This window comes from Microbacterium sp. SLBN-146 (genome assembly GCF_006715145.1).
GTDB lineage: Bacteria > Actinomycetota > Actinomycetes > Actinomycetales > Microbacteriaceae > Microbacterium.
On sequence record NZ_VFMR01000001.1, the window covers coordinates 920,704 to 947,153 of the forward strand.

Below are 26,450 nucleotides of genomic sequence, written 5' to 3' on the forward strand. Positions count from 1 at the left end.
CGGAGCGTCATGTCCCTCTTCCGTCTCGATGCCAGCATCCTCCCCGCGACGTCCGCCAGCCGGTCGCTCGCCGACCTCGTCGAGGCGGAGTGGGTCACCGCGCATCCGGCCGCGTCGATCGTGCGACGCGACCTCTCCCTCGAGCCCGTGCCGGCGACAGCGTGGGCCGACGTCGTGACCTCCGGGTTCGTCGAGGATGCCGACCGCACCGAACGGCAGCGCGCCGCGCGCACCCTCGCGACGACGATCGCCGAGGAACTCGTGTCCGCCGAGGCGCTCTTGTTCGCCGTACCCCTCTATAACTACGGCGTCTCGCAGCACTTCAAGACCTGGTTCGATCTCGCCTACACAGACCCGCGCATCGATCCGCAGGGAACGGCGCTGCGTGGAAAGCCCGCGACGCTCGTCACGGTCCTCGGGGGCAACTACGCTCCTGGCACGCCGAAGGAAGGCTGGGACCACTCCACCGCGTGGCTCCGCCGTGTGCTCGCCGATGTCTGGGGACTCGATCTGCGCGTCGTCGAACGGCCGTTCACCCTCGTGGGCGTCAATCCCGCGCTGGATTCGTTCGCCGACGCGGCCTCGGTGCTCAAGCAGGGCGCCGAGGCGGACGCGCGCCGCTACGGACAGGAGATCGCGGCGCTGCGCCGCTCCGCCTGACTCAGCCGCGCGCCGCCCACCACTCGCGCAGGCGGCGTTCCGCCTCGTCGGGGCCGAGGATGCCCTCGTCGAGGCGGAGGTCCAGCAGGAACCGATACGCCTCACCGACCACCCTGCCCGGCTTGACGCCCAGAATCTCCTGGATGCGGTTGCCGTCGATCTCCGGGCGGATCGAGTTGAGCTCCTCTTGCGCCGCGAGCTCGTCGATCCGCCGTTCGATATCGTCGTAGGCCCCCGCGAGGCGCGCCGCCTTCCGGCGATTGCGGGTCGTCACGTCGGCGCGTGTGAGGATGTGCAGCCGCTCGAGTTCGTCTCCGGCGTCGCGCACATAGCGCCGCACGGCCGAGTCGGTCCATGCCCCCTCGGCGTACCCGAAGAACCGCAGGTGCTGCTCGATGAGCTGCGTGACGCTCCCGATCGTGTCGGAGTCGAACCGCAGAGCCTGCAGGCGCTTGCGGGCCAGGCGCGCACCCTTGACGTCGTGGTGGTGGAACGTCACCCCGCCGCCGGGTTCCAGCCGCCGCGTCGCGGGCTTGCCGATGTCGTGGAGGAGAGCTGCCAATCGCAAGGGCACATCGGGGCCCGAACCGGGATGCCGCGTCTGCTCCAGCTCGATCGCCTGCCGCAGCACCGTGAGCGAATGCTCGTAGACGTCCTTGTGATGGTGGTGCTCGTCGACTTCGAGCCGCAGCGCGGGCACTTCGGGCAGGAACTCCTCCATGAGACCCGTCTCGACGAGCAGACGGATGCCACGCAGCGGATCGCGCGTCTGGAGGAGGCGCACGAGCTCCGCCTGGACCCTCTCGGGACTCACGATCGCGAGGGTCGATCGCAGTTCCGCTATCGCCGTGACCGTCGGCGGGTCGACCTCGAACTCGAGCTGCGACGAGAAGCGTGCGGCCCGCAGCATCCGAAGAGGATCATCGCCGAAGCTGATCCGCGGGTCGGCGGGGGTCCGCAGCACGCCGCGGACGAGGTCCTCGACTCCCCCCGTCGGATCGACGAGCGTTCGCGCCGGAACGCGCAGCGCCATCGCATTGACGGTGAAATCCCGGCGCACGAGGTCGCCCTCGATCGTGTCGCCGAACTCGACGGTGGGCTTGCGGGTGACGCCGTCGTAGCTGTCGGCCCGGTAAGTCGTGATCTCGACCTGTTCGCCCGCTACCTTCGCCCCGATCGTGCCGAATGCGCGCCCGATGTCCCAGTGCGCCGTCGAGATCGGCTTCACGATGCGCAGGATGTCGTCGGGCCGGGCATCGGTCGTGAAGTCGAGGTCGTTCGTCACCCGGCCGAGCAGCGCGTCGCGCACGGGCCCGCCGACGATCGCGAGGTCGAAGCCCGCATCGGCGAACGCGTGAGCGAGCGTCGCGACGACGGGTGACTCGGCGAGCGCGCCGAGGCGCGCGATGCCCTCGGCCATGTTGAGCATGACGTCGAGCCTACCGAGCAGAGCCGGGCGCCCGTGTGCGGGCGGTGGCCCGCCCGGACTATGCGAAACGCAGGAACCCCGTGAAGAGGAGCTCGCGCGCGCGCGGCAGCAGGTCGTCGCGCAGCGCTCCCGCGTCGACCTCGAGCAGGTGGGCGATCGCGTCGACGAGGACTCCCACCGTGAGATCGCCGTCGCACGCGCCGACGAGCGCTGCCAGGCCCGGATCGACCGACAGCGAGCGGGCGAGCCCACCCCCCTGCCGGAGTTCGATGACGGTCGGCGCCTCGGCGCCGGGGAGCTGGTGGCGGGCCTCGGTCACATCGGGTGAGACGAGGAGGACGGATGCCGCGAGCCCTTCGTCGTCCAGCACCTCCAGCCGATCGTGGTCGGCGAGCGCGTGAGCCAGATGATCGCCGAGTCCACCTTCGGGGAGCGACTGCGGCATCCGTTCGTATCGCGACAGGGTCGGCCCACCGGACTCGGGCCGCCGGAGAAGGATGTAGCCGAAGCCGATGGCCGTGACGTCGCGGGAGGCGAAGTCGTCGAGCCACGCGTCGATGAGCGCCGCGAAGCCCGGCGTCCCCGGCAGCGTGCCGCCGTCGCGAACCCAGAGCTCGGCGTACGCCAGCGGGTCGAGCAGATCGCGCTCGATGACCCACGCATCGAGCGGAACCTCGGATCCGGCCACCCACTCGCGGACGCGGTCGAGTCCGTCGAGGCCCCCGCGGCTCTCCCAATTGCCGAGCAGTTGGGCGATCCCGCCCGGTGCGAGGTGCCTCCCGACATCCGCCACGACACGCGCGACGAGATCGTCGCCCGCGAATCCGCCGTCCCGGTACTCGTAGTGCGGCACGCCCGCGACACGCGGGGTGATGACGAACGGGGGGTTCGACGCGATGCGGTCGAAGACTTCACCGCGCACCGGGTCGAAAAGGCTCCCGTGGCGCGTCTCGATCCCGTCGATCCCGTTGAGGAGGGCGTTCAGTTGCGTGAACCGCAGAGCTCGCTGCGAGACGTCGGTCGCCACCACCCGGCCGACGTCGCGCCGCGCTCGCAGCGCCTGTATTCCGCACCCCGTGCCGATATCCAGGCCGCGGGCTGCGCGAGTCGGGACCTGGAGCGATGCGAGGGTCAGGGAGGCCCCACCCACCCCGAGCACGTGATCCTCGGGCAGGGGACCGCCGAGCGCGGACTCGTCGAGGTCACTCGCGATCCACCATTCGCCTTCACCGTGCGCGTCGGCGAAGGACTGGGGCCGCACGAGCGCCTGAGGAACGACGACGTCGTCGCGGCGGACGAGTCCCAGCGCCTCGAGCCCCTCGGATCCTGTGCGCGGCAGAGCGAGATCGACGGATGCCGCGGACTGCGGCATCCCGAGCACGAGGAGACGCCCGACAACGGCGAGCGGGTCGTCGCGGCCGTCGAGCGCACGGCGCGCGGGCGAGGGAAGCCCGTGAGCCAGCGCACGGTCGGCCGTGTCACCCCACGCCTCCCGCAGGGCGCGCGACGTGAAGTCCGCCGCTCGCAGATCGGCAGCGAGAGACAGGCAGAGGGACGCGTCGGGGCACGGCAGAGGGCGATCGGTCACCGCACCATTCAACCGCGGGCCGTCGGCATGCTCAGAGAGTCGGACCGTAGAATCGCCGACGAGTGCGGTCGCCCATCGCACAGGAGCGAAGAACCAGAACCATGACCGTGCCCCCGCTGCGAACGACCACGCGTCGGCGCCTCGCCTCGCGGCTCCTCGCGATCCTGGCGGCGTCGGCGCTCGCGACGGGACTTGCGGGGGGAGCTGCCGCGGCATCCGTCACCCCCTCCCCGACACCCACGGCAGACGTGTCGACGGGAACGACGGAGTTCACGCTCGCACCGATCCGCAACGGCATCCTCACTCCTGGCGAAGCGCTCACCACGTCGGTGACGCTCGAGAACGGGACGGCCCTCACCGTCGCCCGCACCGACGTGAGCCTCGAGCTCGGAACGAGCGCGCTCGCCGACCGCGGTCGCCTCACCGCGTGGTTGGCCGGGGATGTCGCGGGAGTCGACCTGCAGCCCGCGGGCTCGGCATCGATCGATCCCGTCGCGCCCGGCGAAACCCGGACCGCCTCGATCCTGGTGCCCCAGGACGCGCCGATCCTCACGGCACTCACGCCCGGTGTGTACCCGATCGTCGCGACCTACACCTCCGACGACGGTCCCGTCCGATCGACGAGCGTCATCGTCGTGCCCCGTGGCGACCAGCCATTCGGCGTCGGAGTCGTCGTACCGATCACGGCCGACCCCATCACGGAAGGACTCCTCACGTCGGAGGAGCTCGCGGTCCTGACGGGCGAAGACGGCGAACTGACGACACAGCTCGACGGTGTCGAGCTCACGAGCGCGATCCTCGCGGTGGATCCTGCGATCGTCGCCGCGATCCGTGTGCTCGGAACCGCTGCACCCGCCTCCGCGAGGGTCTGGCTCGAGCGCCTCGAGTCGATGCCGAACACGCGGTTCTCGCTGCAGTTCGGCGACGCCGATCCCGCCGTCCAGGTCGAGGCCGGTCTCGCGCAGCCCGTCGGACCGCTCTCGCTCGACTCCTACCTCCGCGTCGCCGACTTCCCCGCGACCCCGACACCGACCCCCACGGCGACCTCGACTCCCCCCGCGGCCTCCGAGACGTCCCCGTTCCCGCCGCTCGCGGACCTCCTCGACACGGAGGCGTCGCGCGACGCGGTCTACTGGCCCGCCGTGGCCTCGGTGACACCGGCGGCCGTCGCGGCCCTCGGCGCCGTCTCCAGCGAAGACGCGCCGCTCACCCTCGTGCCCTCGACGTCCGCGTCGACGGGAGGCGCGCGAGCCGTCGCGGGCGACGCGGGCGTGCTGGTGTACGACGCCGACGTTTCGCGCGCACTGACCGCCGCGTCATCCGTCGGTGAATCGGCGCTCCGGGCCGCCCCCCTGGCCGCAGCGAGCGGATACCTGTCGTTCGCGAGCATCGAGGCCGGCGAATCGCCCATCCTCGCGGCGATCGACAGAGGTACCGATCGGTCGTACATCGGTCTCCAGACCGCCATCGCCGCGGCGGCCGAGTACCCCGGGGCCACGACGCACTCCCTTTCAACACTGTCCGCGGGGACTCCGCGCGACGTCACGATCGCGGACGCCGCGGCACCCGAGGAACGCGTTGCGGATGCCCAGGCCCTCTTCGGCGACGAAGGCGCGATCGCGAGCTTCGCGACGATCCTCGACGACCCCACTCTCCTCACGGGACCCGAGCGCGCCCGCATCCTGCAGCTGCTCGCCGTGGGGTGGGCCACCCGGCCGGATGACGCGAGAAGCGCTGTCGCGGAGCACCGTATTGACACGCAGGAGACCCTCGACTCCGTCGCCCTCCTGCCACCCACGACCATCAACCTGTTCGCCGCGGGCGCCGGGCTTCCCTTCACGGTGCGCAACGACCTGCCGTACGCCGTCAATCTCGTGCTCTATGCAACGCCGGACGACCTGCGCCTCGGGGTGCGCCGCGCCAACGAGATCGTGGCGACACCACAGAGCAACACGCGCGTCGAAGTGCCCGTCGAGGCCCGCGTCGGGAACGGTGAAGTGACGCTCGGCCTGCAACTGCGGAGCCCGTCATTCGTCGGGATCGGACCTGCCCAGTCCGTCGACATCAACGTGCGCGCCGAATGGGAAACCGTCGGCATCGTCGTCCTGTCGGTCCTCGTCGGCGGCCTCCTCCTGCTCGGGATCCTCCGGACGGTGTTCCGCGCGCGCGCCCGCCGTCGCGCGCCGAACGATGAGGATGCCGACGCCCCGACGACCCCGGAGGATCCGACGTGAGCGGGGTCGGACGCGCGAGCATCCTGATCGGTGCGGGAACCATCGCGTCACGCTTGACGGGTCTCATCCGCACCATCGTGCTCGTCACGGTGCTCGGAGCCTTCGCGAGTCGCGCGGGTGACGCGTTCACCGTCGCCAATCAGCTCCCCAACACGATCTACGAGATCATCTCGTACGGCCTGCTCACCGCCGTCATCGTGCCCCAGATCGTCAAGGCCAGTGCGCACGCCGACGAGGGCCGCACCTTCATCTCGAAGCTCTTCACGCTGGGCACCGTCGTACTGCTCATCACGGCCGCCGTCGCCACCGTGTGCGCCCCACTCCTCGTCGAGCTCTTCGCTCCGAGGTTCAGCCCCGATCAGAAGGCCTTGGCGACGGCGATCGCCTACTGGTGCCTGCCGCAGATCTTCTTCTACGGCATGTACGCCCTCATGGGCGAGGCGCTCAACGCCCGCAAGGTCTACGGACCGTTCACGTGGGCCCCCATCGTCAACAACGTCGTCTCCATCATCGGGTTCGGCCTCATCGGGATCTTCTTCGGCACCGACCTGACCGACGTGATGGACTGGACGTCCGGGATGATCGCCGCCCTCGGCGCCACCGCCACGGGCGGCATCATCGTGCAGGCACTCGTGCTGCTGCTGTTCTGGCGGCGAACCGGCCTGCACCTGCGGCCGGACTTCCGCTGGCGCGGTGTCGGCCTCGGCGACGTCGGACGGCTCGCAGGCTGGACGTTCGCGATGGTTCTCGTCCGCACCGCCGCGGGCATCGTCCAGACGCAGGTCGTGTCGGATGCGTCGGGTGATGGCGCCTCCGCGTTCGCCATGGCCAACGCGTGGCTCGTCTTCATGCTCCCCTATTCCGTCATCGTCGTCTCGATCGGTACGCCCTACTTCACGCGGCTCGCCGAACACGCGCAGGGCGGCCGCCACGACGAAGTGAAGACAGACCTCTCGGCAAGCATCCGTGTGACGGGGATGCTCATCACGATCGCCGCCGCCGCGCTCATCGTCGCCGCAGTCCCCGCGACACGCGTCTTCGTCAACAGCGACGACCACGCCGTCGACGCCGCGCCCGTGCTTGTGGCCTACCTTCTCGGACTCATTCCCCTCTCGATCCTGTTCGTCGTGCAGCGCGCTTTCTACGCGTACGACGACACTCGGACCCCGTTCATCTTCACGGTCGTGCAGTGCGTCCTGTTCGTCGGACTCATCCTCGCGGCGCAGGCGTTCCTCCCCCTCGACCAGCTCGCGGCAGGCGTCGCGCTCGGGCAATCGTTCGCGACACTCGTGCAGGTTGTCATCGCAACGGTGCTCCTCCGTCGCCGGCTCGGAAGCCTCGGGATCCGTTCGTGGTTCGTCGCGTACGCGCGGTTCATCGTCGCCGCCCTCCCCGCCGCGGCAGCGGGATGGCTCACCTTCGAGCTCCTCGGAGGCGTCGACGGGTGGACGGTCTCCGACAAGCTCTTCGGCGCGATCGGAACCGCGATCATCGGTGCCGTCGCGTTCGCGGTCTATCTCGGCGTCCTCGCTCTTCTGCGCGCTCCCGAGCTCAGTCCCGTCATGGCGCTGGTGCGACGGATGCTCCCTGGTCGGGGTTGACACGCAGGCCCCGGGCCGCGGAATGCCCCGCGATTACCATGTGTTAAGGAAGACAGCGGATGCTGGAGCAACCGCAATCGAAAAGGAGTTCTCGTGCGTCACACCATCATCATCGGCTCGGGCCCTGCGGGGTATACGGCGGCGATCTACGCGGCGCGCGCCAACCTCGAGCCGCTCGTGATCGCAAGCTCGGTCGAGGCCGGCGGTGAGCTCATGAACACGACCGAGGTCGAGAACTTCCCCGGCTTCCCCGAAGCGATCATGGGTCCCGACCTGATGACCAAGATGCAAGAGCAGGCCGAGCGCTTCGGCACCGAGGTGCTCTACGACGACGTCGTCTCGCTCGACCTCGACGGACCCGTCAAGCGCGTGACGCTCGGCTCCGGCGCCGTCCACGAGGCATCCTCCCTTGTCTTCGCGACGGGATCCGCGCACCGCAAGATCGGTATCGAGGGCGAAGAACGCCTCTCCGGCCGTGGAGTGTCGTACTGCGCGACGTGTGACGGCTTCTTCTTCCGCGAGCGCGTCATCGCGGTCGTCGGCGGCGGAGACTCGGCGATGGAGGAGGCGACGTTCCTCACGAAGTTCGCCTCCAAGGTCTATGTCATCCACCGCCGCGACGAGCTGCGTGCGTCGAAGATCATGCAGGAGCGCGCGTTCAACAACGAGAAGATCGAGTTCGTGTGGAACAGCGAGGTCATCGATGTCACGGGTGAGGACGCCGTTTCGGGTCTCGTTCTGCGCGACACGGTCGACGGCTCCGAGCGTGAACTCGCTGTCGACGGGCTTTTCGTCGCGATCGGCAACGACCCGCGCACGCATCTCGTCCACGGCAAGCTCGATCTGACGCCCGAAGGCACGGTCTGGGTCGACGGTCGCTCGTCGCGCACGTCGGTGCCGGGTGTCTTCGCCGCGGGCGACGTCATCGACCCCACCTACCGTCAGGCCGTCACCGCTGCTGGCAGTGGAACCGTCGCCGCACTGGACGTCGAGCACTATCTCGCCGCCCTCGGTGAGGCCGGCGAGCCGGCTCCCGACGCGGCCGAGATCGACGGGCTCCCCGAGGTCGACGCCGCCTGACGAGGAACAATCCGAGTGCATTCCGCGTTCGGATCTGCAGAGACTACCCAACGAAGGAGACTGACATGACTGCCAAGGCGACAACTTCGGCCACGTGGGAGCAAGACGTGCTCCAGGCTGAGGGACCCGTGCTCGTGGACTTCTGGGCTGCGTGGTGCGGACCGTGTCGCATGGTCGCGCCTGTGCTCGATGAGATCCAGGCCGAGAACCCCGAGAAGATCACGGTCCTGAAGCTCAACGTCGACGAGAACCCCGACCTCGCGATGAAGTACCAGATCACCTCCATCCCCGCGATGAAGGTGTTCAACAAGGGCCAGGTCGAGACAACCATCATCGGCGCCAAGCCGAAGTACGCTCTCGAGAAGGACCTCGCCGCATACATCGGCTGATCCGACCACAGATTTCGCCCCGCTGACTTTTTCCTGGTCAGCGGGGCTTTCTGTTGTTCAGGAGGCGTCGACCCGGACCGTCGCGTCCCACCGACGATGGGTATTCGCTTCACCGAGCAGACGCCAGACGGCTTCGGTCAGCTCGGGATAGTCGAGCGAGATCTGCCGTAGGACGCGGTAGTGGCGCGAAGCCGTCGGCCGCGAACCACCGTTCGCCGCGATGTTCTCTGCGCGCAACGTGAAGACCACGAGTTCGTCGACCGTGGGGAGGTCCTCCATGAAGTCCCAGGGGTCTTCACCGGCTCGCAAGCGCTCCGCGATCAAGACGGAGAGTTCGTCCGTCGCTTCGGCGCGGAGCAGCTCGAGGCTGGCTCGCCGCCGCGGCATCCGGTCGTCGTTCGTCACCATTCCAGCGTACGACGATCGCGACGCTCGGGCTCCGATCGCGACGGGGTTCACGCCGATCCGTAGCCCGTTTCGCCGATCTCGTCGAGAATCCGATTGAGATCCTGGATGCTTGCGAAGTCGATGCTGATCTGGCCTTTTCTCGCCGTCAGAGCGATGCGAACGCGGGTGTTGAGCCGATCCCCGAGCCGTTCGGCGACGTCGTCGAGGTGCGCGCGGCGTGCGCCCGGCTGCGGCTTCGGAGCTCGAGTGCCACCGGCATCCGGCGCCTTCGACGCGGCCTCCGCGGCGCGCACCGAGAGGTCTTCGTTGACGATCTTGTCGGCCAGGCGCTGCATGGCATCGACATCCTCGAGCGACAGGATGGCTCGGGCGTGACCCGCGGACAGCACACCCGCGGCGACTCGCTGCTGCACCGGAACCGGGAGCTTGAGGAGTCGGATGGTATTGCTGATCTGCGGACGTGATCGACCGATACGGCTCGCGAGTTCCTCTTGAGTGATGCCGAAATCTTCGAGCAGCTGCTGATAGGCCGACGCCTCTTCGAGGGGGTTGAGCTGCGATCGGTGCAGGTTCTCGAGCAGTGCGTCACGGAGCAGGTTCTCGTCGGACGTCTCGCGAACCACCGCGGGGATGGAGTCGAGTCCTGCCTCGCGCGCGGCTCGGGTCCGGCGCTCACCCATGATGAGCTCGTACGTCCCCTCCCCTGTGTCGCGGACGACGACCGGCTGGAGGACACCGAACTCGCGCACGCTGTGAACGAGCTCGGCGAGGTCGTCAGCATCGAAGTTGGTGCGGGGCTGGCGCGGATTCGGCACGATCGTGTGCGGATCGATGTGCACGAGCCGGGCACCGGGGACCGCGACGAGGTCTTCGACCGGTGCGGCCGACTCGGTCGCTGTAGCATCCGTGCCTGAGGCGTCGCTCTCGCTCCGGGAGAAGAAGACGTCCGCGGGTCGCGCCTCCGTCGTCTCGCTCGTCGGGATGAGGGCGCCGATTCCACGGCCTAGACCTGTGCGCTTGGCCATCAGGAGTGTCCTTCGTTCTGCGGCGCACTCTCGCGCCGGATGATCTCGACAGCGGCCTCGCGATAGGCGACGGCGCCGGCCGACTGCCCATCGTAGGCGATGACCGTCTGCCCGAAACTCGGCGCTTCTGATACGCGCACTGATCGGGGAATGACCGTTGCCAGCACCTCGTTCGGGAAGTGCTCCCGCACCTCCTCAGCCACTTGCTGCGCGAGGCGCGTGCGCCCGTCGTACATCGTGAGCATGATCGTGGAGAGGTGAAGACGCGGATTGAGGTGCTTCTGGATCATTCCGACCGTGCCGAGGAGTTGGCTCAGTCCTTCCAGCGCGTAGTACTCGCACTGGATGGGGATCAACAACTCTGTGGCCGCCGCGAAGGCGTTGATCGTCAGGAGTCCGAGGGACGGCGGGCAGTCGATCAGCACATAGTCGAGATGATGCTCTCCGCTGTCGAGATACGCGTCGAGCGCGGTGCGCAGGCGGTGTTCCCGTGCGACCTGCGAGACGAGCTCGATCTCGGCACCCGCAAGGTGGATCGTGCTCGGGGCGCAGAGCAGATTCGGTGACTCTGGGCTCGTCTGAATGATGTCAGTGAGAGGGAAATCGTCGATCAAGACGTCGTAGATGCTGGGAATGTCGGCGGTGTGGGGGACTCCGAGCGCTGTTGAGGCATTCCCCTGCGGGTCGAGATCGATCACGAGCACACGGGCCCCGACGGATGCCAGCGCGGCTGCGAGATTCACGGTCGTCGTGGTCTTTCCCACGCCGCCCTTCTGATTCGAGACAGTCAGCACGCGCGTCCGTCCCGACAGCTCGACGTCTGCACTCTCTAGCGCGCGTCGTCGGGCGGAGAGGTCCGCGAGTTCGCGGGCGATGGGCGAGTCCTCGAAAGAAGGAGATGACACCGCCACCGGTTCTTCAGGATGTTCCACGTGAAACGGCTCTCCTGCATTTCGTCGGACGTCATCTTCTACTCTACCCGCGGCCACCGACCCCGCTTCCCCTCGCAGGCCTCGATGCCCGCTCCGCGCTCCTGAACCCCCGACAGCGCCCCCGCTGATCGAGTAGGCGGCACAGCCGCCGTATCGAGATCCCTCGTCCCACGCACCGTTTCACGTGAAACACTCCCGCGCTCCTCGACCACTGTTAGCATTCCCGCTGATCGAGTAGGCGGCACAGCCGCCGTATCGAGATCCCAACCCACGTCCTCGCACCGTTCCACGAGAAACGCTCCCGCGCTCCTCGACCACTGTTAGCATTCCCGCTGATCGAGTAGGCGGCACAGCCGCCGTATCGAGATCCCCCGCCCCGCGCGCTACCAAGGTTCCGACGTGTCGCTCCACCGCTTTCGAGCCAGTGGAGCGAGTAGCTCCGGACGCCCCTTCACCAGCGCGAGCCGCTTCGCTCGACCCCATCCCTGCACTTGCTTCTCACGGCGATAGGCGTCATCAACCCTCAAGAACTCCTCGCTATAGAGAAGCCGAACCGGGAGGCGGGAGCGTGTGTACAGCGAACCCTCACCCGCTTGATGTTGATTCAGTCGTCGTTGCAGATCGAGCGTGCTTCCCACGTAGAGCGAACGATCACGGCACTCGAGGATGTACATGTACGGCATACCAACGAGTGTTGCCGCGAAGACCAGTGGAGGGAGCCCATTCCTGCGCAAACTGGGGGGAACTGCACTGAACCGATGAGTTGGGGAGGAGGCATCGGTGGGAGGGTCTCGATACGCGCTACGCGCTACTCGACCACCGGTAACGTCCCGCTGATCGAGTAGGCGCACAGCCGCCGTATCGAGATCCCCCGCGCGAGCCCCGCGCAGGTCTCGATACGCGCTGCGCGCTACTCGACCACCGGTAACGTCCCGCTGATCGAGTAGGCGGCACCGCCGCCGTATCGAAATCCACCCGCCGGCTCCACGCAAGTCTCGATACGCGCTGCGCGCTACTCGACCACCGGTGACGTCCCGCTGATCGAGTAGGCGGCGCAGCCGCCGTATCGAGATCGCCCCACGAGCCCCGCGCAGGTCTCGATACGCGCTCCGCGCTACTCGACCACCGGTAACGTCCCGCTGATCGAGTAGGCGGCACAGCCGCCGTATCGAAATACGAACCCATGTCCACGCACCGTTTCACGTGAAACACTCGCCGGATCCACGCGCGGGTCTCGATACGCGCTTCGCGCTACTCGACCACCGGAGAGGCGGAGGAGCCACCGTATCGAGAGCCACCGGGAAGGCCTCGCGATCGGGAAGGCCGGACCGGCCTCGAGAAATCCGGCCGGACGGATGGAGCGTCAGCGGACGGTGGCGCGGAAGACGCGAGTGGGTTCGGCCAGCAGATCTGCTCCGACGATCTCTACTCGGGCATCAGTGACCTTGAAACGGCGAAGCTGCTTTTCGGCATTCTCGATCTCGGCCGCGACAGACGCGCCCTTCAGCAGGATCAGCTCACCTCCGTCGCGAACTAGAGGAGCTGTGATGGGCACGAGTGTCCGTAGCGCGCTCACCGCGCGGGCCGTGACTGCGTCGAAGACCGGACCACCCGTCCACTCCTCGCCGCGCATCCGCACAATCTCGACATTGTCCAGGGAAAGGTCTTCGGCTTGCTCGGACAGCCAAGCCACACGGCGTTCCATGGGTTCGATCAACACGAACTCGACGTCGGGACGAGCGATTGCGAGGACGAGCCCCGGCAATCCCGCACCAGAGCCGATATCGGCAACGCGGCCAGAGAAGAGAGGTGCGACGACAGCACTATTGAGGATGTGTCGCGTCCACAGGCGGGCGGGTTCGAGGGGGCCGATGAGCCCACGCTCTTCGCCATGTCGTCCCAGCGCACGCGCGAACGCCCGCGCTCGCTCGATCTGGTCGCCGAAGATGATGGATGCAACATCCGGTTCGTCTTCGATCGACGGAAGAGCCTCAGCCACGTTCGAAGTGTTTCACGTGAAACGTCACGCGCGACGAATGACCGTGTGCCGGTCAGCACCTTCGCCGTATGACTCCGACACGTATCCACGGTCAGCGACAACGTCGTGGACGAGCTTCCGCTCGTAACTCGACATCGCAGGCAGGGAGGCCTGCGACGCGCCTTCCTTGATCCGCTCGATTGCACGATCGACGAGAACCTCCAGCTGGCGCTGGCGCGTGTCGCGTGACCCGCCCACGTCGAGGATGAGACGGGAGAAGCGACCACTCTTCGTCTGCACGGCGATGCGAGTCAGTTCCTGCAGCGCCTGGACCGTATCCGGGTTCGCGAGCAGGTCGACAGAACCATCTTCCGGTGGCTCGACAGAGACGTACGCGCGTCCACCACGAACATCGAGTGTCAGATCACCGTCGATATCGGCGATATCGAGCAGACCCTCGATGAAGTCCGCGGCGAAATCACCCTCCTGCTCGAGCTGCTCGACAGTCGCGACCTCGCGCTCGGGGCGCTGGTCCGTCGTGTCCACATCGTGGGTCGTGCTCATATCTGTCCTCTAGTCACTGATGATTCGGGGGATGTCGCGGGCCAGGCCGCTGATCGGAGCAGTCCGATCAGCGAGGCGTGGGACCGCCTGCATCCGGCTTCTTCTGTGGTCCTGGCGCACCGCCGGGCGTCCCGGTAGGCCGCTGTCCCGACTTCTTGGCTCGCTGCTTGCCCACCGGCTGCTGGCGCTTGGGCGCAGCTGCCTTTGCACGCTCCGCCTCTTCGAGGAGACGCTGCTGCTCCGCCTGGTACTTCTCCATCGGAACGACCTTGCCCGACGAGTCGATCGCCTTGCCCTTGCGAGCGAGGCGCTCCTCGCGGGCCTTCGCCGCGTCCGACCCGGGGGTGGGCATCTCGCGGATGACGAGGAACTGCTGACCCATCGTCCAGAGGTTGGAGACGAACCAGTAGATGACGACGCCGAGCGGGAAGAAGACACCCGAGAAGACGAAGGCGAACGGCAGCACCCAGAGCATGATCTTCTGCATCTGGTACGCCTGGCCGGTCTTGGCCTCGGGGGAGAGGTTCTTCGAGATGATCTGCAGCTGTGTGAAGAACTGCGACAGGATCATCAGAACGACGAGTGCGAGAAGAATGACGATCGCGACGACGTTGTTGCTCTCGAACGCGTTGATCAGAGTCTCGTGCAATGACGCGACGCCGAAGAGCTTCGCGTCGTAGAACTGCTGCGTGAGCTCCGCGTTGAGGAGTCCGACTCCGCCGATCCCTGCGGTCGCGTGTCGCGTCACATCGTTCAGCACGCTGAAGAGCGCGAAGAAGACGGGCATCTGGACGAGGAGCGGCAGACAGCTCGACACGGGAGTCGTCCCGTGCTTCTTATACAGCGCCATCGTCTCGCGGCTCATCGCCTCACGAGACAGCTGATCACGCTTGCCGCGGTACTTCTCCTGAACTTTTCGCAGTTCAGGAGCGATTTCCATCATCTTACGCTGGCTCTTGATCTGCCGAACGAAGAGCGGGATCATCGCGGAGCGGACGACGATCACGAGGCCGACGATCGCGAGGACCCAGGTCAGACCGTCAGCCGGCGAGAATCCGATCGCGGTGAAGAGCCAGTGCCATCCGACCAGCACCATCTCGACGAGCCACTTCAGAGGCCACAGGATGGTGCCGATGAGGTCGAAACCGCCACCGGAGGGCGCCGGGGCCGGCGTCGAGGAGAGCAAGAGATCCATCTGAAGGATCAGTCCTTTCGAGTGGAGGCTGGGACGACGAAGCCGTGCGACGTCAGCCCGTGCCGGAAGTGCTCATGAGGTGGGACGTCGTCGACGCCGCCGACGGCCCACGGATGACACCGGGCGAGTCGAGCGGCGGTGAGTGCCGCGCCCTTGATCGCCCCGTGTTGCTGTACTGCCCCGACGGCGTACGCCGAGCAGGAGGGAAAGTACTTGCAGACGTCGCCGTACATCGGCGAGATCGTCGCACGGTAACCATGGAGGAACCCGAGGACGAGGTTGCGAGGGAGGAGCGGAGCTGCACGCAGCACATCGGATGCGTCGAGGTGGTCCTCACCACGGGCGTAAGACGGGAGGACGCTCATGCCGCGGCCCTCTGTGAAAGGCAGCGCGTGACTTCGGCCCGCAACTCTGCGAAATCGACCGAACCTGCACCGGGGAGCGCGCGGATGACGATGTCGACGCCGGGCCGGACATCATTCAAGGATTCGGCGCACACGGCCTTGAGTCTGCGACGGACCGTGTTGCGTACCACTGCGCCCCCCACCTGACGACTGACGATGAAGCCGAAGCGAGTCGGGCGATCCTCCACCGAAGATGTCACGTAGGTGACGGTGTGAGAACCGGCACAACGTCGTCCCCGACGGACAGCGGCCTTATAGTCCGCTCCGCGGGTGAGTCGGTTCGGCCTCGCCAGCACCGGCCTGGGTTCAGGCCGAGAGCTCGGTGCGGCCCTTGGCGCGGCGAGCCGCCAGGATGCCGCGACCGGCGCGGGTGCGCATACGTGCGCGGAAACCGTGCTTCTTGGCACGACGACGGTTGTTGGGCTGGAACGTGCGCTTGCTCATGAGATCACTCCGGATGAGATGTCTGCGGATTCACGTACCCGAAGACGACGATGAGGGGACCGCCCAAAGGGCATAAGTCAACCGACTAAGGCTACGTCGAGACGGCGAAGAACTCAAACCGGAACCACGGGGCGGGCATTATGCACAGCCGCCGGGCTCGGGCCTGGCAATGACACGCCGCACATGCCTACAGTGGAGTTTGCTCCCGAGACCCGTGCTGACTAGCGTGTCTCCGGCAGTTATCCACAGGCTACGCGCGGCGACACCGCGGCATCCGTGGGATTCATCGAGACCCGGGGGGGCCATGTCAGCGCACGATCATCCGGATGTTCCCATCTGGGCAGCCGTGCTGGACGCCCTCCGCACCGACGATCGCGTGACCCCGCAGCTCGAAGGGTTCCTCAACCTCGCTGTCCCGCAGGGGGTCATGGGCGGAACGCTCTACCTCGACGTTCCGAACGATCTCACCGCTGCGCAGATCAACAAGCGGATGCGCACGCCGATCCTCGAGGCCATCGCGACTGCCTCCCCGGATGGCGAAGTCACGGGTCTGCGCGTCGTCGTCAACCCCGAGCTGATCGACGCGCATCTGACTGCTCCCATCCCCGTCCAGGATGTGCACGCGCCGGCCGGGCCGAGCCTCAATCCCTCGATGATGAGGTCCCCGATCGAGGATTCCACCGAATCCTCTCCCGTCATTCAGCGCAGCGACACTCGCCTCAATCCCAAGTACACGTTCGACAACTTCGTCATCGGCCAATCGAACAGGTTCGCCCATGCCGCAGCGGTCGCGGTCGCCGAAGCACCTGCCAAGGCGTACAACCCGCTCTTCGTCTACGGAGATTCCGGACTCGGGAAGACCCACCTGCTGCACGCCATCGGCGACTACGCCATCAGCCTCTACGCCGGAATCAAAGTCCGGTACGTCTCGAGCGAAGAGTTCACGAACGACTTCATCAACTCGATCGCCAACAACCGCGGTTCTGCCTTCCAGGCGCGCTACCGCGACGTCGACATCCTCCTGATCGACGACATCCAGTTCCTGCAGGGTCGTGCCGAGACGCAAGAGGCGTTCTTCCACACCTTCAACACGCTGCACGACCACGACAAGCAGGTCGTCATCACGAGCGACGTGCCGCCCAAGCATCTGACGGGCTTCGAGGACCGCATGCGCAGCCGGTTCGAGTGGGGCCTCATCACCGACGTCCAGGCGCCCGACCTCGAGACGCGCATCGCGATCCTCCGAAAGAAGGCGCAGTCCGAGCGACTTCACATCCCCGACGAGGTGCTCGAGTACATCGCGACCGTCGTCTCCTCGAATATCCGCGAACTCGAGGGCGCTCTCATCCGTGTGTCCGCGTTCGCGAGTTTGAACCGTTCGACACTCGACATGTCGCTCGCTCAGACCGTGCTGCGCGACATCGTCGATCAGGACGAGGCCAACGTCATCTCGCCGACCGACATCATCACTGCGACCGCAGGCTACTTCAAGCTCACCGTCGACGATCTCTACGGTTCGAGCAGGTCGCAGTCCATCGCCACGGCTCGACAGATCGCGATGTATCTCTGCCGCGAGCGGACGAGTCTCTCACTGCCCAAGATCGGTCAGCTCTTCGGAAATCGCGACCACACGACCGTCATGTACGCGTACAAGAAGATCAGTGAGCTCATGAAAGAGCGTCGGTCGATCTACAACCAAGTCTCCGAGATCACGGCGCAACTGGGTCGCAACGGCCGCTGAACCTTCCTCCGACCCGCAGATGCAGCCAGCGGGACATATGCCTCGGCGCGAGCTTGACAGAGCCGCCCCGGAGGCCTCATCATGCGCAGTCTCCACAGTGTGGATAACTTGTGGATAACTTGTCGTCGCTCTGCGCGGATTGTGAAGAGAAGCCGGATGCCTGTGGACGAGTCGGTGAACTCCGGATGGACCGCGTCGTCAACTCACGACGTCATCCGCAGCCGCTCCACAACTCACACGCGTGTAGTTCCCATGTCCGGTCAGGTATCCACCGACTTATCCACAGATTCCACAGGCGTTAACACCATGACAGAGAACTATTACTTTGAATCCCGATCCGATGACCTTCTCGTGGAGAACCGAATGACAGGTCGGATCTGGCGAGAATCGGCAGGGGCACTAGCATGAGTACTCCCAGCCCGATGTCAAGGGAGCATTCGTGAAGTTCCACGTCAATCGCGATGTGTTCAGCGAGGCCGTGTCGTTCGTCGTCAAGCTCCTCCCGCAGCGCAACCCGCAGCCGATCCTGGCCGGTGTGCTCATCGAGGCGACGGACGCCGGCCTGTCGCTGTCAGCGTTCGACTACGAAGCCTCTGCTCGAACCACCATCGAGGCGACGGTCGACGATCCCGGCACGATCCTCGTGCACGGACGCCTGCTCTCGGACATCGCGAGCCGCCTCCCCAACGCTCCCATCCAGATCGAGGTCGATGAAGATGGCGGCATTCTGCTGTCATGCGGCTCGGCCCGATTCACGCTGTCGTCGATGCCGGTGCAGGAATACCCCGCGATTCCCGAAGTGACCGGCGACTCGGGCGTGGTTCCCGCCGAGGACTTCGCGACGGCGATCGCACAGGTCGCGTTCGCGGCATCCCGCGACGACGTCACGCCGGTCCTCACCGGTGTGCAGCTCGAGGTCACGGGAACGAGCCTGAGCCTCGTTGCGACCGACCGTTATCGCGTGGCGCTCCGCGAGATCCCGTGGGATGGCGGATCGACGGCATCCGACGAGACCATGACGGCACTCGTCCCGGCACGCACGCTGACCGAGGTCGGCAAGACGTTCGCCCACGGTGGCGACATCAAGGTCGCCTTCTCGGGAACCGGCGATCGCGAGATCATCGCCTTCACGGCGGGCAACAAGACGGTGACGTCGCTGCTGATCAAGGGCAACTTCCCGCCCGTGCGGCGACTTTTCCCCGAGGCCACCGAGCACCACGCTGTCGTGAACACGGCGGAGTTGGCCGAAGCGGTCCGTCGCGTCTCGCTCGTTCTCGACCGTTCGGCCCCCCTGCGATTCACGTTCACGACGGATGCCGTGTCGATGGACGCGTCGGGCACCGAACAGGCGCGGGCTTCGGAGTCCGTCGATGCGCACCTCGTGGGCGAGGACGTCACTCTCGGCCTCAACCCGCAGTATCTGCTCGAGTCGCTCGGCGCCGTCCGCAGCGAGTTCGCTCGCATCACCTTCACGTCGAGCGAGAATGCGAACAAGCTCAGCCCGGTGCTCGTGACACCTCAGACGTCGGTCGACAAGGCCGGGTCCGATTCGTTCAAGTACCTTCTCCAGCCCAACCTTCTTCTGCGTTGAACCGACTGCGGCTGTCATGAGCCGCTGTCGGTGCGTCCGATTAGGCTGACCCGGTGATCGTGGAGCACCTGAGCCTTGTCGACTTCCGCAACTATGCGGTTGCCGAGGTCGGGCTCACGGCTGGTCCGAACGTCTTCGTGGGTCGCAACGGACAGGGCAAGACGAATCTCGCGGAAGGCATCGCGTTCTTCGCGACGCTCGGATCACATCGCGTGTCGACCGATGCGCCGATGGTGAAGGACGGTGCGGATGCTGCGATCCTCCGCACCCGCCTGGCCCATGGCGATCGACGGGTGCTACTCGAAGCGCAGATCAACAGGCAGGGGTCCAACAAGGCTCGCGTGAACGGGTCGCCCGTCAAGCCCTCGGAACTGCCCCGTTTCGCACACGTCGTGCTCTTCGCCCCGGAAGATCTGCAGATCGTGCGCGGCGACCCTTCTTCACGCCGTCGCTTCGTCGACCAGTTGCTGGGTCAGCGGGCTCCACGGCTCTCAGGAGTCATGGCCGACTACGACCGTGTGCTCAAGCAGCGCAATGCGCTGCTCAAATCGGCGCGCGCACGGGGAGTGCGCGGCGACTCCCTCTCGACCCTCGACGTCTGGGATGAGAAGCTCGTCTTTCTGGGTTCCGAGTTGATCCGTGCCCGGCTCGCGCTCGCCGATGACCTGCGATCACCGCTCGCCGAGGCGTATACGGCGATCGCGGGAGCGGACCACAGCCCGGAGGTCGAATGGTCCCTGTCGATTCGCGGCGCAGACCCGGAAGAAGGCGTCGCCGGCGCGGCATCCGATGTCGTCTCCCCTTCGATCGACGAAGAATTCCGCGCAGCACTCGCCGACCGTCGGAACACGGAACTCGATCGCGGTCTCACGCTCGTCGGGCCGCATCGTGACGATCTCGTCCTGCGGGTCCGCGGCCTTCCGGTGAAGGGCTACGCCTCGCACGGCGAATCGTGGTCGGTCGCGCTCTCGCTGAGGCTGGCTTCGGCTGAACTCCTCCGGTCCGAATCGATGCTGGGCGACCCCGTGCTGATCCTGGACGACGTCTTCGCCGAGCTCGATGTCGATCGTCGCGCACGCTTGGCCACTCTCTCATCGGGGTACGAGCAGGTCGTCGTGACCGCTGCCGTCGAGGCGGATGTGCCTGACGGACTCAGAGCGAGGATCGTGCGTGTCGAGTCGGGTCGCATTATCGACGCCGATGAGCCCGCGACCACCGGGGGTGTCGTCCATGACTGAGGGGAGAGGGCCGGCCGACATTCCCGAGACCGTTGCGACGTACCTCCGTCTGCGCGGACTCGAGCCCTCCGCGCGCACGTTCCGACGCAAGCGCCGCCGGGCGGTCGACGATGAGAACGCCCCCTTCGCTCCCGGCCGAGACCCGCATGGCGTCGGCGATGTACTCGCCACACTGACGCGCGAAGCGGGGTGGGACCCACAACTCGCCCGCGAAGACGTCGTGCGTGCGTGGGACGAAGTGGCCGGCGCCGACACCGCTCAGCACACACGTCCCGTCGCCTTCCAGGACGGGACACTCACGGTCCAGGCCGACTCGACGGCGTGGGCCAAGCAGCTGCAACTCATGCGCGCGCACATCCTCTCCGAGATCGTCCGTCGCTACCCCGAAGCGGGCGTCAAGACCATCCGCTTCTTGGGACCGGACGTTCCCTCTTGGAAATGGGGCCCCAGAACGATTCCAGGCCGCGGTCCGCGCGATACCTACGGCTGACCCACCCCTGCGGTCATCCCGCCGCATTTCCGCGCGCTACAGGCGCGTAGAGCAGACGCGGGCGACGCGAAGCCGATAGACTGTCTAGGTCCTCGAATACCTATCTGGAGCGCCGAGAAACCTATGACGTCAGACATTCCCGAGAGCGTTCCGGAAGAGACCGCACAGGCTGCGGCACCGCATGAGAAGACCCCGGGCGAATACGGAGCCGACGAGATTCAGGTCCTCGAGGGACTCGAGGCGGTGCGCAAGCGCCCCGGCATGTACATCGGGTCGACCGGCCCTCGCGGTCTCCACCACCTCGTCTACGAGATCGTCGACAACTCCGTCGACGAGGCGCTCGCCGGGTACTGCGACACGATCATCGTGACGATCCTCCCCGACGGTGCCGTTCGAGTGATCGACAACGGTCGCGGTATCCCCGTCGACATGCACCGTACCGAGGGGAAGTCCACGGTCGAGGTCGTCCTGACGGTCCTCCATGCCGGTGGAAAGTTCGGAGGCGGCGGCTACGCCGTCTCGGGTGGCCTGCACGGTGTCGGTTCGTCCGTCGTGAACGCGCTTTCGACGCGCCTCGAGGTCGAGGTCAAGCGTCAGGGATACGTCTGGCGCCAGTCGTACCGCGACGGCGGCATCCCCCAGGCGCCGCTCGAGCGTGCGGAGGAGTCGACCGAGACCGGCACGACGATCACGTTCTGGCCGGACCCGGCGATTTTCGAGAGCGTCGACTTTGACTACGACACTCTCCGCACTCGCTTCCAGCAGATGGCGTTCCTCAACAAGGGGCTCCGCATCGACCTTCGCGACGAGCGTCCCGACTCGGCCTTCGAGGCCGAGACCGAACCGGGTGAGGTCGTCCTGCAGCAGCCGAACGACAGCTATTTGTATGAGCGCGGTCTCGTCGACTACGTCGAGTACCTCAACCTCGTCCGCAAGGCGGAGCACGTCAACGACGAGGTCATCGCGTTCGAGTCGGAAGACACCGACCGCAAGATCGCTCTCGAAGTGGCCATGCAGTGGACGACGGGGTACACCGAGAACGTCTTCACCTACGCCAACACGATCAACACGCATGAGGGCGGGACCCACGAAGAAGGTTTCCGGGCGGCGCTGACGACACTCGTCAACAAGTACGCACGCGCCCAGAGCCTGCTCAAGGACAAGGACGAGAACCTCTCGGGCGACGACGTCCGCGAGGGACTCACCGCCGTACTCTCGGTCAAGCTGTCCGAGCCCCAGTTCGAGGGTCAGACGAAGACCAAGCTCGGCAACACCGAGGCGAAGGCCTTCGTGCAGAAGGTCGTGGGCGACCAGCTCGGCGATTGGTTCAACCGCAATCCCGTCCAGGCGAAGAACGTCGTGCGGAAGGCGATCGATGCGGCGACCGCGAGGCTGGCGGCGAGAAAGGCGCGCGAGACCGCTCGTCGTAAGAGCGTCTTCGAGTCGGCCGCGATGCCGGACAAGCTCAAGGACTGCACGTCGAAGGATCCCTCGATCAGCGAGATCTTCCTCGTCGAGGGTGACTCGGCCGGCGGCTCCGCCGTCCAGGGTCGCGACCCTCACACGCAGGCGATCCTGGCTCTCCGGGGCAAGATCCTCAACGTCGAGCGGGCGCGGCTGGACCGTGCGCTCGGCAACAAGGAAGTCCAGGCGATGATCTCGGCTTTCGGCACGGGCATCGGCGAAGAGTTCGACATCGGAAAGGCGCGGTATCACAAGATCGTCCTGATGGCGGATGCCGATGTCGACGGCCAGCACATCACGACGCTCCTGCTGACGATGCTGTTCCGCTACATGCGCGGACTCATCGAGGCCGGATTCGTCTACCTCGCGCAGCCTCCCCTGTACCGGCTGAAGTGGTCGAACTCGCCCCACGAGTACGTCTTCAGCGATCGCGAACGCGACGCGCTTCTCGCTGACGGCCTGGCATCCGGAAAGCGGATCCCGAAGGACAACAGCGTCCAGCGCTACAAGGGTCTCGGCGAGATGAACGCCAAGGAGCTGTGGGAGACGACCATGGATCCCGAGACCCGCACGCTCAAGCAGGTGACGATCGACGACGCGGCGGCAGCCGATGAGATCTTCACGATCCTCATGGGCGAGGACGTCGAGTCGCGCCGTGGGTTCATCCAACGCAACGCCAAAGACGTCCGCTTCCTCGACATCTGACTCCGGCCTTCGCCGCACGTCGACTACGCAGAACTGAGAGAACATGGCTGACGAAGAACGCCCCGAGCCGGTCCCGCACAACCACGGTCATATCGACCAGGTCGACCTCCAGTCCGAGATGCAGCGGAGCTATCTCGACTACGCGATGAGTGTCATCGTCGGCCGTGCGCTCCCCGACGTTCGTGATGGATTGAAGCCCGTCCACCGTCGTGTCATCTACGGCATGTACGACGGCGGGTTCCGCCCCGACAAGTCGTTCTCGAAGTGCGCTCGCGTCGTCGGCGAGGTCATGGGTCAGTACCACCCGCACGGAGACTCGCCGATCTACGACGCTCTCGTGCGTCTCGTTCAGCCGTGGTCGCTGCGCTATCCGCTGGCGCTCGGCCAGGGCAACTTCGGTTCGCCGGGAAACCAGGGCGCGGCCGCACCCCGCTACACCGAGACCAAGATGGCTCCCCTCGCGCTCGAGATGGTGCGCGACATCGAAGAGGAGACCGTCAACTTCCAGGACAACTACGACGGGCAGACCCAGGAGCCGACGGTCCTCCCCGCTCGTTTCCCCAACCTCCTCGTCAACGGATCGGTCGGTATCGCGGTCGGTATGGCGACCAACATCCCGCCCCACAACCTCCGCGAGGTGGCTGCCGGTGCTCTGTGGGCTCTGGAGAACCCGGATGCCACGAAGGAGGAGCTGCTCGACGCGCTCCTCGAGCGGATCCCGGGGCCCGACTTCCCCACCGCCGCGCAGATCCTCGGCACGAAGGGGATCAAGGAGGCCTATCGCACGGGCCGCGGCTCCATCACGATGCGGGCCGTCGTCAACATCGAGGAGATCCAGGGCCGCACGTGCCTCGTGATCACCGAACTGCCGTACCAGGTCAACCCCGACAACGTCGCGGTCAAGATCAGCGACCTCGCACGCGAGGGCAAGATCACCGGCATCGCGGACATCCGCGACGAGACGTCGGACCGGACGGGTCAGCGCCTTGTCATCGTGCTCAAGCGCGACGCCGTTGCGAAGGTCGTCCTCAACAACCTGTACAAGCACACGCAGCTGCAGGACAACTTCGGCGCGAACATGCTCGCGATCGTCGACGGCGTCCCGCGGACACTCCCCCTCGACGGATTCATCTCGCACTGGATCGATCACCAGATCGAGGTCATCGTCCGCCGGACGACGTATCGCCTGCGCGAGGCCGAGAAGCGCATGCACATTCTGCGCGGCTACCTCAAGGCGCTCGACGCGCTCGACGAGGTCATCGCGCTCATCCGTCGCTCTCCGACGGTCGACGAAGCGCGCGAAGGGCTCAAGTCGCTCCTCGACGTCGACGATCGTCAGGCGACCGCGATCCTCGACATGCAGCTGCGCCGGCTCGCGGCCCTCGAGCGGCAGAAGCTGCTCGACGAAGCGACCGAGCTCGAGGCTCGTATCGAGGACTTCAAAGACATCCTGGCCAAGCCGGGTCGTCAGCGCACGATCATCCACGAAGAGCTGACGGGGATCGTCGACCGGTTCGGCGACGATCGCCGCACCCAGATCCTCCCGGGCTACGACGGTGACATGTCGGTCGAAGACCTCATCCCCGAAGAGGAGATGGTCGTCACCGTCACGCGCGACGGCTACGTCAAGCGGACGCGCAGCGACCACTATCGTTCGCAGCATCGCGGAGGCAAGGGCGTGCGAGGGGCGCAACTGCGCGCCGACGACGTCGTCGAGCACTTCTTCGTCACGACGACGCACCACTGGCTGCTGTTCTTCACGACGAAGGGCCGCGTCTACCGGGCGAAGACGTACGAGATCGCCGAGGCCGGGCGCGACGCGAAGGGTCAGCACGTCGCGAACCTGCTCGCGCTTCAGCCCGACGAGGAGATCGCGCAGATCCTCGACATCCGCGACTACAGCGTCGCCACCTACCTCGTGCTCGCCACGCGCGCGGGTCTCGTCAAGAAGACGCGCCTGGAGGAGTACGACACCAACCGTCAGGGCGGGATCATCGCGATCAAGCTCCGGTCGGACGACGCCGAGTCCGACGATGACGACGCGGATGTCGCGGGCTCGGACGAGCTCGTGAGTGCGCTGCTCGTCGACGAGGGCGATGACATCCTCCTCATCAGCCGGCGAGGGATGTCGCTGCGCTTCTCTGCGACCGACGGAGCACTCCGCCCGATGGGCCGGTCGACCTCGGGTGTCAAGGGAATGTCCTTCCGAGAGGGAGACAGCCTGCTCTCGGCATCCGTCGCTCGAGACGACGCGTTCGTGTTCATCGTGACCGAGGGCGGCTACGCGAAGCGCACGGCTGTCGACCAGTATCGCGTGCAGAGTCGTGGCGGTCTGGGCATCAAGGTGGCCAAGCTCAACGAGGATCGAGGGGTTCTCGCGGGCGGTCTGATCGTGTCGGACGACGACGAGGTCTTGGTGGTTCTTGCCAGCGGCAAGGTGGTACGCTCTGCCGTGGCCGAGGTCCCAGCCAAGGGTCGCGACACCATGGGTGTCGTTTTCGCCCGCCCCGACGACGACGATCGCATCCTTGCGATCGCTCGGAACGGTGAGCGTGGGATCACCGAGGCGGTTGACGCAGAATCGGCCACAGAGCCCGCCGACGGGCCCTCCCCCGAGACCCCCGAAGAGAGTGTTGACGCATGAGTACGGTAGCCGACAAGCTCGCCCGGAAGTCCACGCAACGTTCGAGCGCGAAGCAGGTCCGCCTGCGGCTCGTCTACATCGACTTCTGGTCCGCTGTGAAGCTGTCCTTCCTCGCGGCCATCGCCGTCGCGGTCGTGACGGTCGTGTCGTTCGTGCTGATCTTCTTCATCGTCGACCTGACGGGTCTCATCGACCGCGCGGACGAGTTCTTCGCGGGCTTCTCGGACGGCAGCTTCCTGCTGTCGCAGTTCGTGAGCCTGCCGCAGGTGCTCGCCTTCTCGGCAATCGTCGCGATCCTCAATCTCGTGGTCGTGACGGTGCTCGGTGCGGTCATGGCGGGGATCTACAACCTCGCGGTGAAGGTGACGGGCGGACTGCTCGTCGGCTTCACATCCAACTAGCTCCGAGGCGCCCGACCCGATTCGTGAAAACGGCCGGGAGTCGGGTAAAGTCTTGGAGGTTGACGGCGCACAGCAGCGTCGAAACGGGGCTATAGCTCAGGCGGTTAGAGCGCTTCACTGATAATGAAGAGGTCCCAGGTTCAAGTCCTGGTAGCCCCACTCCCGTTTCCGGGGCCTTAGCTCAGTTGGTAGAGCGCCTGCTTTGCAAGCAGGATGTCAGGAGTTCGAATCTCCTAGGCTCCACA

The 26,450-nt window shown here is 66.2% G+C and carries 24 protein-coding genes and 2 tRNA genes; 14 read left to right on the top strand and 12 right to left on the bottom strand.

Going from position 1 to position 26,450, the window contains the following annotated elements:
* Positions 1 to 9 precede the first annotated feature (9 nt).
* Entirely contained in the window at positions 10 to 660 is a 651-nt protein-coding gene (locus FBY39_RS03985; protein WP_141930375.1) for an FMN-dependent NADH-azoreductase, read from the top strand.
* A 1-nt stretch (position 661) separates the two neighbouring features.
* Here the strand turns inward: FBY39_RS03985 and FBY39_RS03990 are convergent, their stop codons facing one another.
* Both FBY39_RS03990 and FBY39_RS03995 read right to left on the bottom strand, forming a co-directional pair.
* Positions 662 to 2,089 (bottom strand): CCA tRNA nucleotidyltransferase, encoded by a 1,428-nt coding sequence (locus FBY39_RS03990; protein WP_141930377.1) that lies wholly within the window; start codon positions 2,087 to 2,089, stop codon positions 662 to 664.
* A gap of 58 nt (positions 2,090 to 2,147) precedes the next feature.
* Complete coding sequence (locus FBY39_RS03995; RefSeq protein ID WP_260837429.1) at positions 2,148 to 3,677, bottom strand: methyltransferase; 1,530 nt, start codon at positions 3,675 to 3,677, stop codon at positions 2,148 to 2,150.
* A gap of 101 nt (positions 3,678 to 3,778) precedes the next feature.
* On the opposite strand from FBY39_RS03995, the gene FBY39_RS16355 reads away from it, so the two are divergent.
* From FBY39_RS16355 to trxA, 4 genes are all read left to right on the top strand, one after another.
* Positions 3,779 to 5,911 (top strand): DUF6049 family protein, encoded by a 2,133-nt coding sequence (locus FBY39_RS16355; protein WP_160132923.1) that lies wholly within the window; start codon positions 3,779 to 3,781, stop codon positions 5,909 to 5,911.
* Positions 5,908 to 7,512, top strand: coding sequence for a murein biosynthesis integral membrane protein MurJ (murJ, locus tag FBY39_RS04005; RefSeq protein WP_141930381.1), 1,605 nt, complete (start codon positions 5,908 to 5,910; stop codon positions 7,510 to 7,512). Before FBY39_RS16355 ends, murJ begins: the two co-directional genes overlap by 4 nt.
* A 93-nt stretch (positions 7,513 to 7,605) precedes the next feature.
* Positions 7,606 to 8,592, top strand: a complete 987-nt coding sequence (gene trxB, locus FBY39_RS04010) for a thioredoxin-disulfide reductase (RefSeq protein WP_141930383.1) — start codon at positions 7,606 to 7,608, stop codon at positions 8,590 to 8,592.
* Between the two features lie 65 nt (positions 8,593 to 8,657).
* Positions 8,658 to 8,981, top strand: a complete 324-nt coding sequence (gene trxA, locus FBY39_RS04015) for a thioredoxin (RefSeq protein ID WP_141930385.1) — start codon at positions 8,658 to 8,660, stop codon at positions 8,979 to 8,981.
* Between the two features lie 57 nt (positions 8,982 to 9,038).
* Here trxA and FBY39_RS04020 read toward each other — a convergent pair whose 3' ends face one another.
* The 10 genes from FBY39_RS04020 to rpmH form a co-directional block, all read right to left on the bottom strand.
* Positions 9,039 to 9,368, bottom strand: coding sequence for a tryptophan synthase subunit alpha (locus tag FBY39_RS04020; protein WP_396652296.1), 330 nt, complete (start codon positions 9,366 to 9,368; stop codon positions 9,039 to 9,041).
* Between the two features lie 68 nt (positions 9,369 to 9,436).
* Positions 9,437 to 10,414, bottom strand: a complete 978-nt coding sequence (locus FBY39_RS04025) for a ParB/RepB/Spo0J family partition protein (protein WP_141930389.1) — start codon at positions 10,412 to 10,414, stop codon at positions 9,437 to 9,439.
* Positions 10,414 to 11,319, bottom strand: coding sequence for a ParA family protein (locus FBY39_RS04030; RefSeq protein WP_186336916.1), 906 nt, complete (start codon positions 11,317 to 11,319; stop codon positions 10,414 to 10,416). Before FBY39_RS04030 ends, FBY39_RS04025 begins: the two co-directional genes overlap by 1 nt.
* 410 nt (positions 11,320 to 11,729) lie before the next feature.
* Positions 11,730 to 12,029, bottom strand: a complete 300-nt coding sequence (locus tag FBY39_RS04035) for a GIY-YIG nuclease family protein (protein ID WP_141930393.1) — start codon at positions 12,027 to 12,029, stop codon at positions 11,730 to 11,732.
* Between the two features lie 680 nt (positions 12,030 to 12,709).
* Positions 12,710 to 13,345, bottom strand: coding sequence for a 16S rRNA (guanine(527)-N(7))-methyltransferase RsmG (rsmG, locus tag FBY39_RS04040; RefSeq protein WP_141930395.1), 636 nt, complete (start codon positions 13,343 to 13,345; stop codon positions 12,710 to 12,712).
* A 24-nt stretch (positions 13,346 to 13,369) separates the two neighbouring features.
* The gene (locus FBY39_RS04045) at positions 13,370 to 13,888 is read right to left on the bottom strand and encodes a R3H domain-containing nucleic acid-binding protein (RefSeq protein ID WP_141930397.1); all 519 of its coding nucleotides are present in this window, start codon (positions 13,886 to 13,888) and stop codon (positions 13,370 to 13,372) included.
* Between the two features lie 67 nt (positions 13,889 to 13,955).
* Positions 13,956 to 15,083 (bottom strand): membrane protein insertase YidC, encoded by a 1,128-nt coding sequence (gene yidC / locus FBY39_RS04050; RefSeq protein WP_141930398.1) that lies wholly within the window; start codon positions 15,081 to 15,083, stop codon positions 13,956 to 13,958.
* 8 nt (positions 15,084 to 15,091) lie between these two features.
* Entirely contained in the window at positions 15,092 to 15,448 is a 357-nt protein-coding gene (yidD, locus tag FBY39_RS04055) for a membrane protein insertion efficiency factor YidD (RefSeq protein ID WP_141930400.1), read from the bottom strand.
* Positions 15,445 to 15,783 carry a ribonuclease P protein component gene (rnpA, locus tag FBY39_RS04060; protein WP_141930403.1) on the bottom strand — a complete coding sequence of 113 codons (339 nt, stop codon included), beginning with the start codon at positions 15,781 to 15,783 and terminating at the stop codon, positions 15,445 to 15,447. Before rnpA ends, yidD begins: the two co-directional genes overlap by 4 nt.
* Before the next feature lie 10 nt (positions 15,784 to 15,793).
* Positions 15,794 to 15,931, bottom strand: a complete 138-nt coding sequence (gene rpmH, locus FBY39_RS04065) for a 50S ribosomal protein L34 (protein WP_013584598.1) — start codon at positions 15,929 to 15,931, stop codon at positions 15,794 to 15,796.
* A gap of 304 nt (positions 15,932 to 16,235) precedes the next feature.
* Here rpmH and dnaA point away from each other — a divergent pair, with 304 nt between their 5' ends.
* The 9 genes from dnaA (at position 16,236) to FBY39_RS04110 (ending at position 26,448) form a co-directional block, all read left to right on the top strand.
* Entirely contained in the window at positions 16,236 to 17,672 is a 1,437-nt protein-coding gene (gene dnaA / locus FBY39_RS04070) for a chromosomal replication initiator protein DnaA (protein ID WP_141930405.1), read from the top strand.
* Positions 17,673 to 18,111: 439 nt separating this feature from the next.
* A complete protein-coding gene (gene dnaN, locus FBY39_RS04075) occupies positions 18,112 to 19,263 on the top strand; it encodes a DNA polymerase III subunit beta (protein ID WP_141930407.1) in 1,152 nt (383 codons plus the stop codon).
* 53 nt (positions 19,264 to 19,316) lie between these two features.
* Positions 19,317 to 20,501, top strand: a complete 1,185-nt coding sequence (gene recF, locus FBY39_RS04080) for a DNA replication/repair protein RecF (RefSeq protein WP_141930409.1) — start codon at positions 19,317 to 19,319, stop codon at positions 20,499 to 20,501.
* On the top strand, positions 20,494 to 20,991 hold the full coding sequence (locus tag FBY39_RS04085; RefSeq protein WP_141930411.1) for a DUF721 domain-containing protein: 498 nt from the start codon (positions 20,494 to 20,496) through the stop codon (positions 20,989 to 20,991). The genes recF and FBY39_RS04085 overlap by 8 nt, the downstream gene beginning before the upstream one ends.
* Before the next feature lie 123 nt (positions 20,992 to 21,114).
* Positions 21,115 to 23,160, top strand: coding sequence for a DNA topoisomerase (ATP-hydrolyzing) subunit B (gene gyrB / locus FBY39_RS04090; protein ID WP_141930412.1), 2,046 nt, complete (start codon positions 21,115 to 21,117; stop codon positions 23,158 to 23,160).
* 43 nt (positions 23,161 to 23,203) lie between these two features.
* Positions 23,204 to 25,804 (top strand): DNA gyrase subunit A, encoded by a 2,601-nt coding sequence (gyrA, locus tag FBY39_RS04095; RefSeq protein WP_141930414.1) that lies wholly within the window; start codon positions 23,204 to 23,206, stop codon positions 25,802 to 25,804.
* On the top strand, positions 25,801 to 26,205 hold the full coding sequence (locus FBY39_RS04100) for a DUF3566 domain-containing protein (RefSeq protein WP_141930416.1): 405 nt from the start codon (positions 25,801 to 25,803) through the stop codon (positions 26,203 to 26,205). Before gyrA ends, FBY39_RS04100 begins: the two co-directional genes overlap by 4 nt.
* Before the next feature lie 85 nt (positions 26,206 to 26,290).
* A tRNA-Ile gene (locus FBY39_RS04105) sits at positions 26,291 to 26,364 on the top strand.
* An 11-nt stretch (positions 26,365 to 26,375) separates the two neighbouring features.
* Positions 26,376 to 26,448 (top strand) — tRNA-Ala (locus FBY39_RS04110).
* Positions 26,449 to 26,450: the final 2 nt, after the last annotated feature.

Coding starts and splice junctions, on each gene's coding strand:
- FBY39_RS03985 (WP_141930375.1), top strand. CDS start 10: ATGTCCCTCTTCCGTCTCGATGCCAGCATCCTCCCCGCGACGTCCGCC.
- FBY39_RS03990 (WP_141930377.1), bottom strand. CDS start 2,089: ATGCTCAACATGGCCGAGGGCATCGCGCGCCTCGGCGCGCTCGCCGAG.
- FBY39_RS16355 (WP_160132923.1), top strand. CDS start 3,779: ATGACCGTGCCCCCGCTGCGAACGACCACGCGTCGGCGCCTCGCCTCG.
- trxA (WP_141930385.1), top strand. CDS start 8,658: ATGACTGCCAAGGCGACAACTTCGGCCACGTGGGAGCAAGACGTGCTC.
- FBY39_RS04020 (WP_396652296.1), bottom strand. CDS start 9,368: ATGCCGCGGCGGCGAGCCAGCCTCGAGCTGCTCCGCGCCGAAGCGACG.
- FBY39_RS04025 (WP_141930389.1), bottom strand. CDS start 10,414: ATGGCCAAGCGCACAGGTCTAGGCCGTGGAATCGGCGCCCTCATCCCG.
- FBY39_RS04035 (WP_141930393.1), bottom strand. CDS start 12,029: ATGCCGTACATGTACATCCTCGAGTGCCGTGATCGTTCGCTCTACGTG.
- FBY39_RS04045 (WP_141930397.1), bottom strand. CDS start 13,888: ATGAGCACGACCCACGATGTGGACACGACGGACCAGCGCCCCGAGCGC.
- yidC (WP_141930398.1), bottom strand. CDS start 15,083: ATGGATCTCTTGCTCTCCTCGACGCCGGCCCCGGCGCCCTCCGGTGGC.
- yidD (WP_141930400.1), bottom strand. CDS start 15,448: ATGAGCGTCCTCCCGTCTTACGCCCGTGGTGAGGACCACCTCGACGCA.
- rpmH (WP_013584598.1), bottom strand. CDS start 15,931: ATGAGCAAGCGCACGTTCCAGCCCAACAACCGTCGTCGTGCCAAGAAG.
- dnaA (WP_141930405.1), top strand. CDS start 16,236: ATGTCAGCGCACGATCATCCGGATGTTCCCATCTGGGCAGCCGTGCTG.
- FBY39_RS04085 (WP_141930411.1), top strand. CDS start 20,494: ATGACTGAGGGGAGAGGGCCGGCCGACATTCCCGAGACCGTTGCGACG.
- gyrB (WP_141930412.1), top strand. CDS start 21,115: ATGACGTCAGACATTCCCGAGAGCGTTCCGGAAGAGACCGCACAGGCT.
- gyrA (WP_141930414.1), top strand. CDS start 23,204: ATGGCTGACGAAGAACGCCCCGAGCCGGTCCCGCACAACCACGGTCAT.
- FBY39_RS04100 (WP_141930416.1), top strand. CDS start 25,801: ATGAGTACGGTAGCCGACAAGCTCGCCCGGAAGTCCACGCAACGTTCG.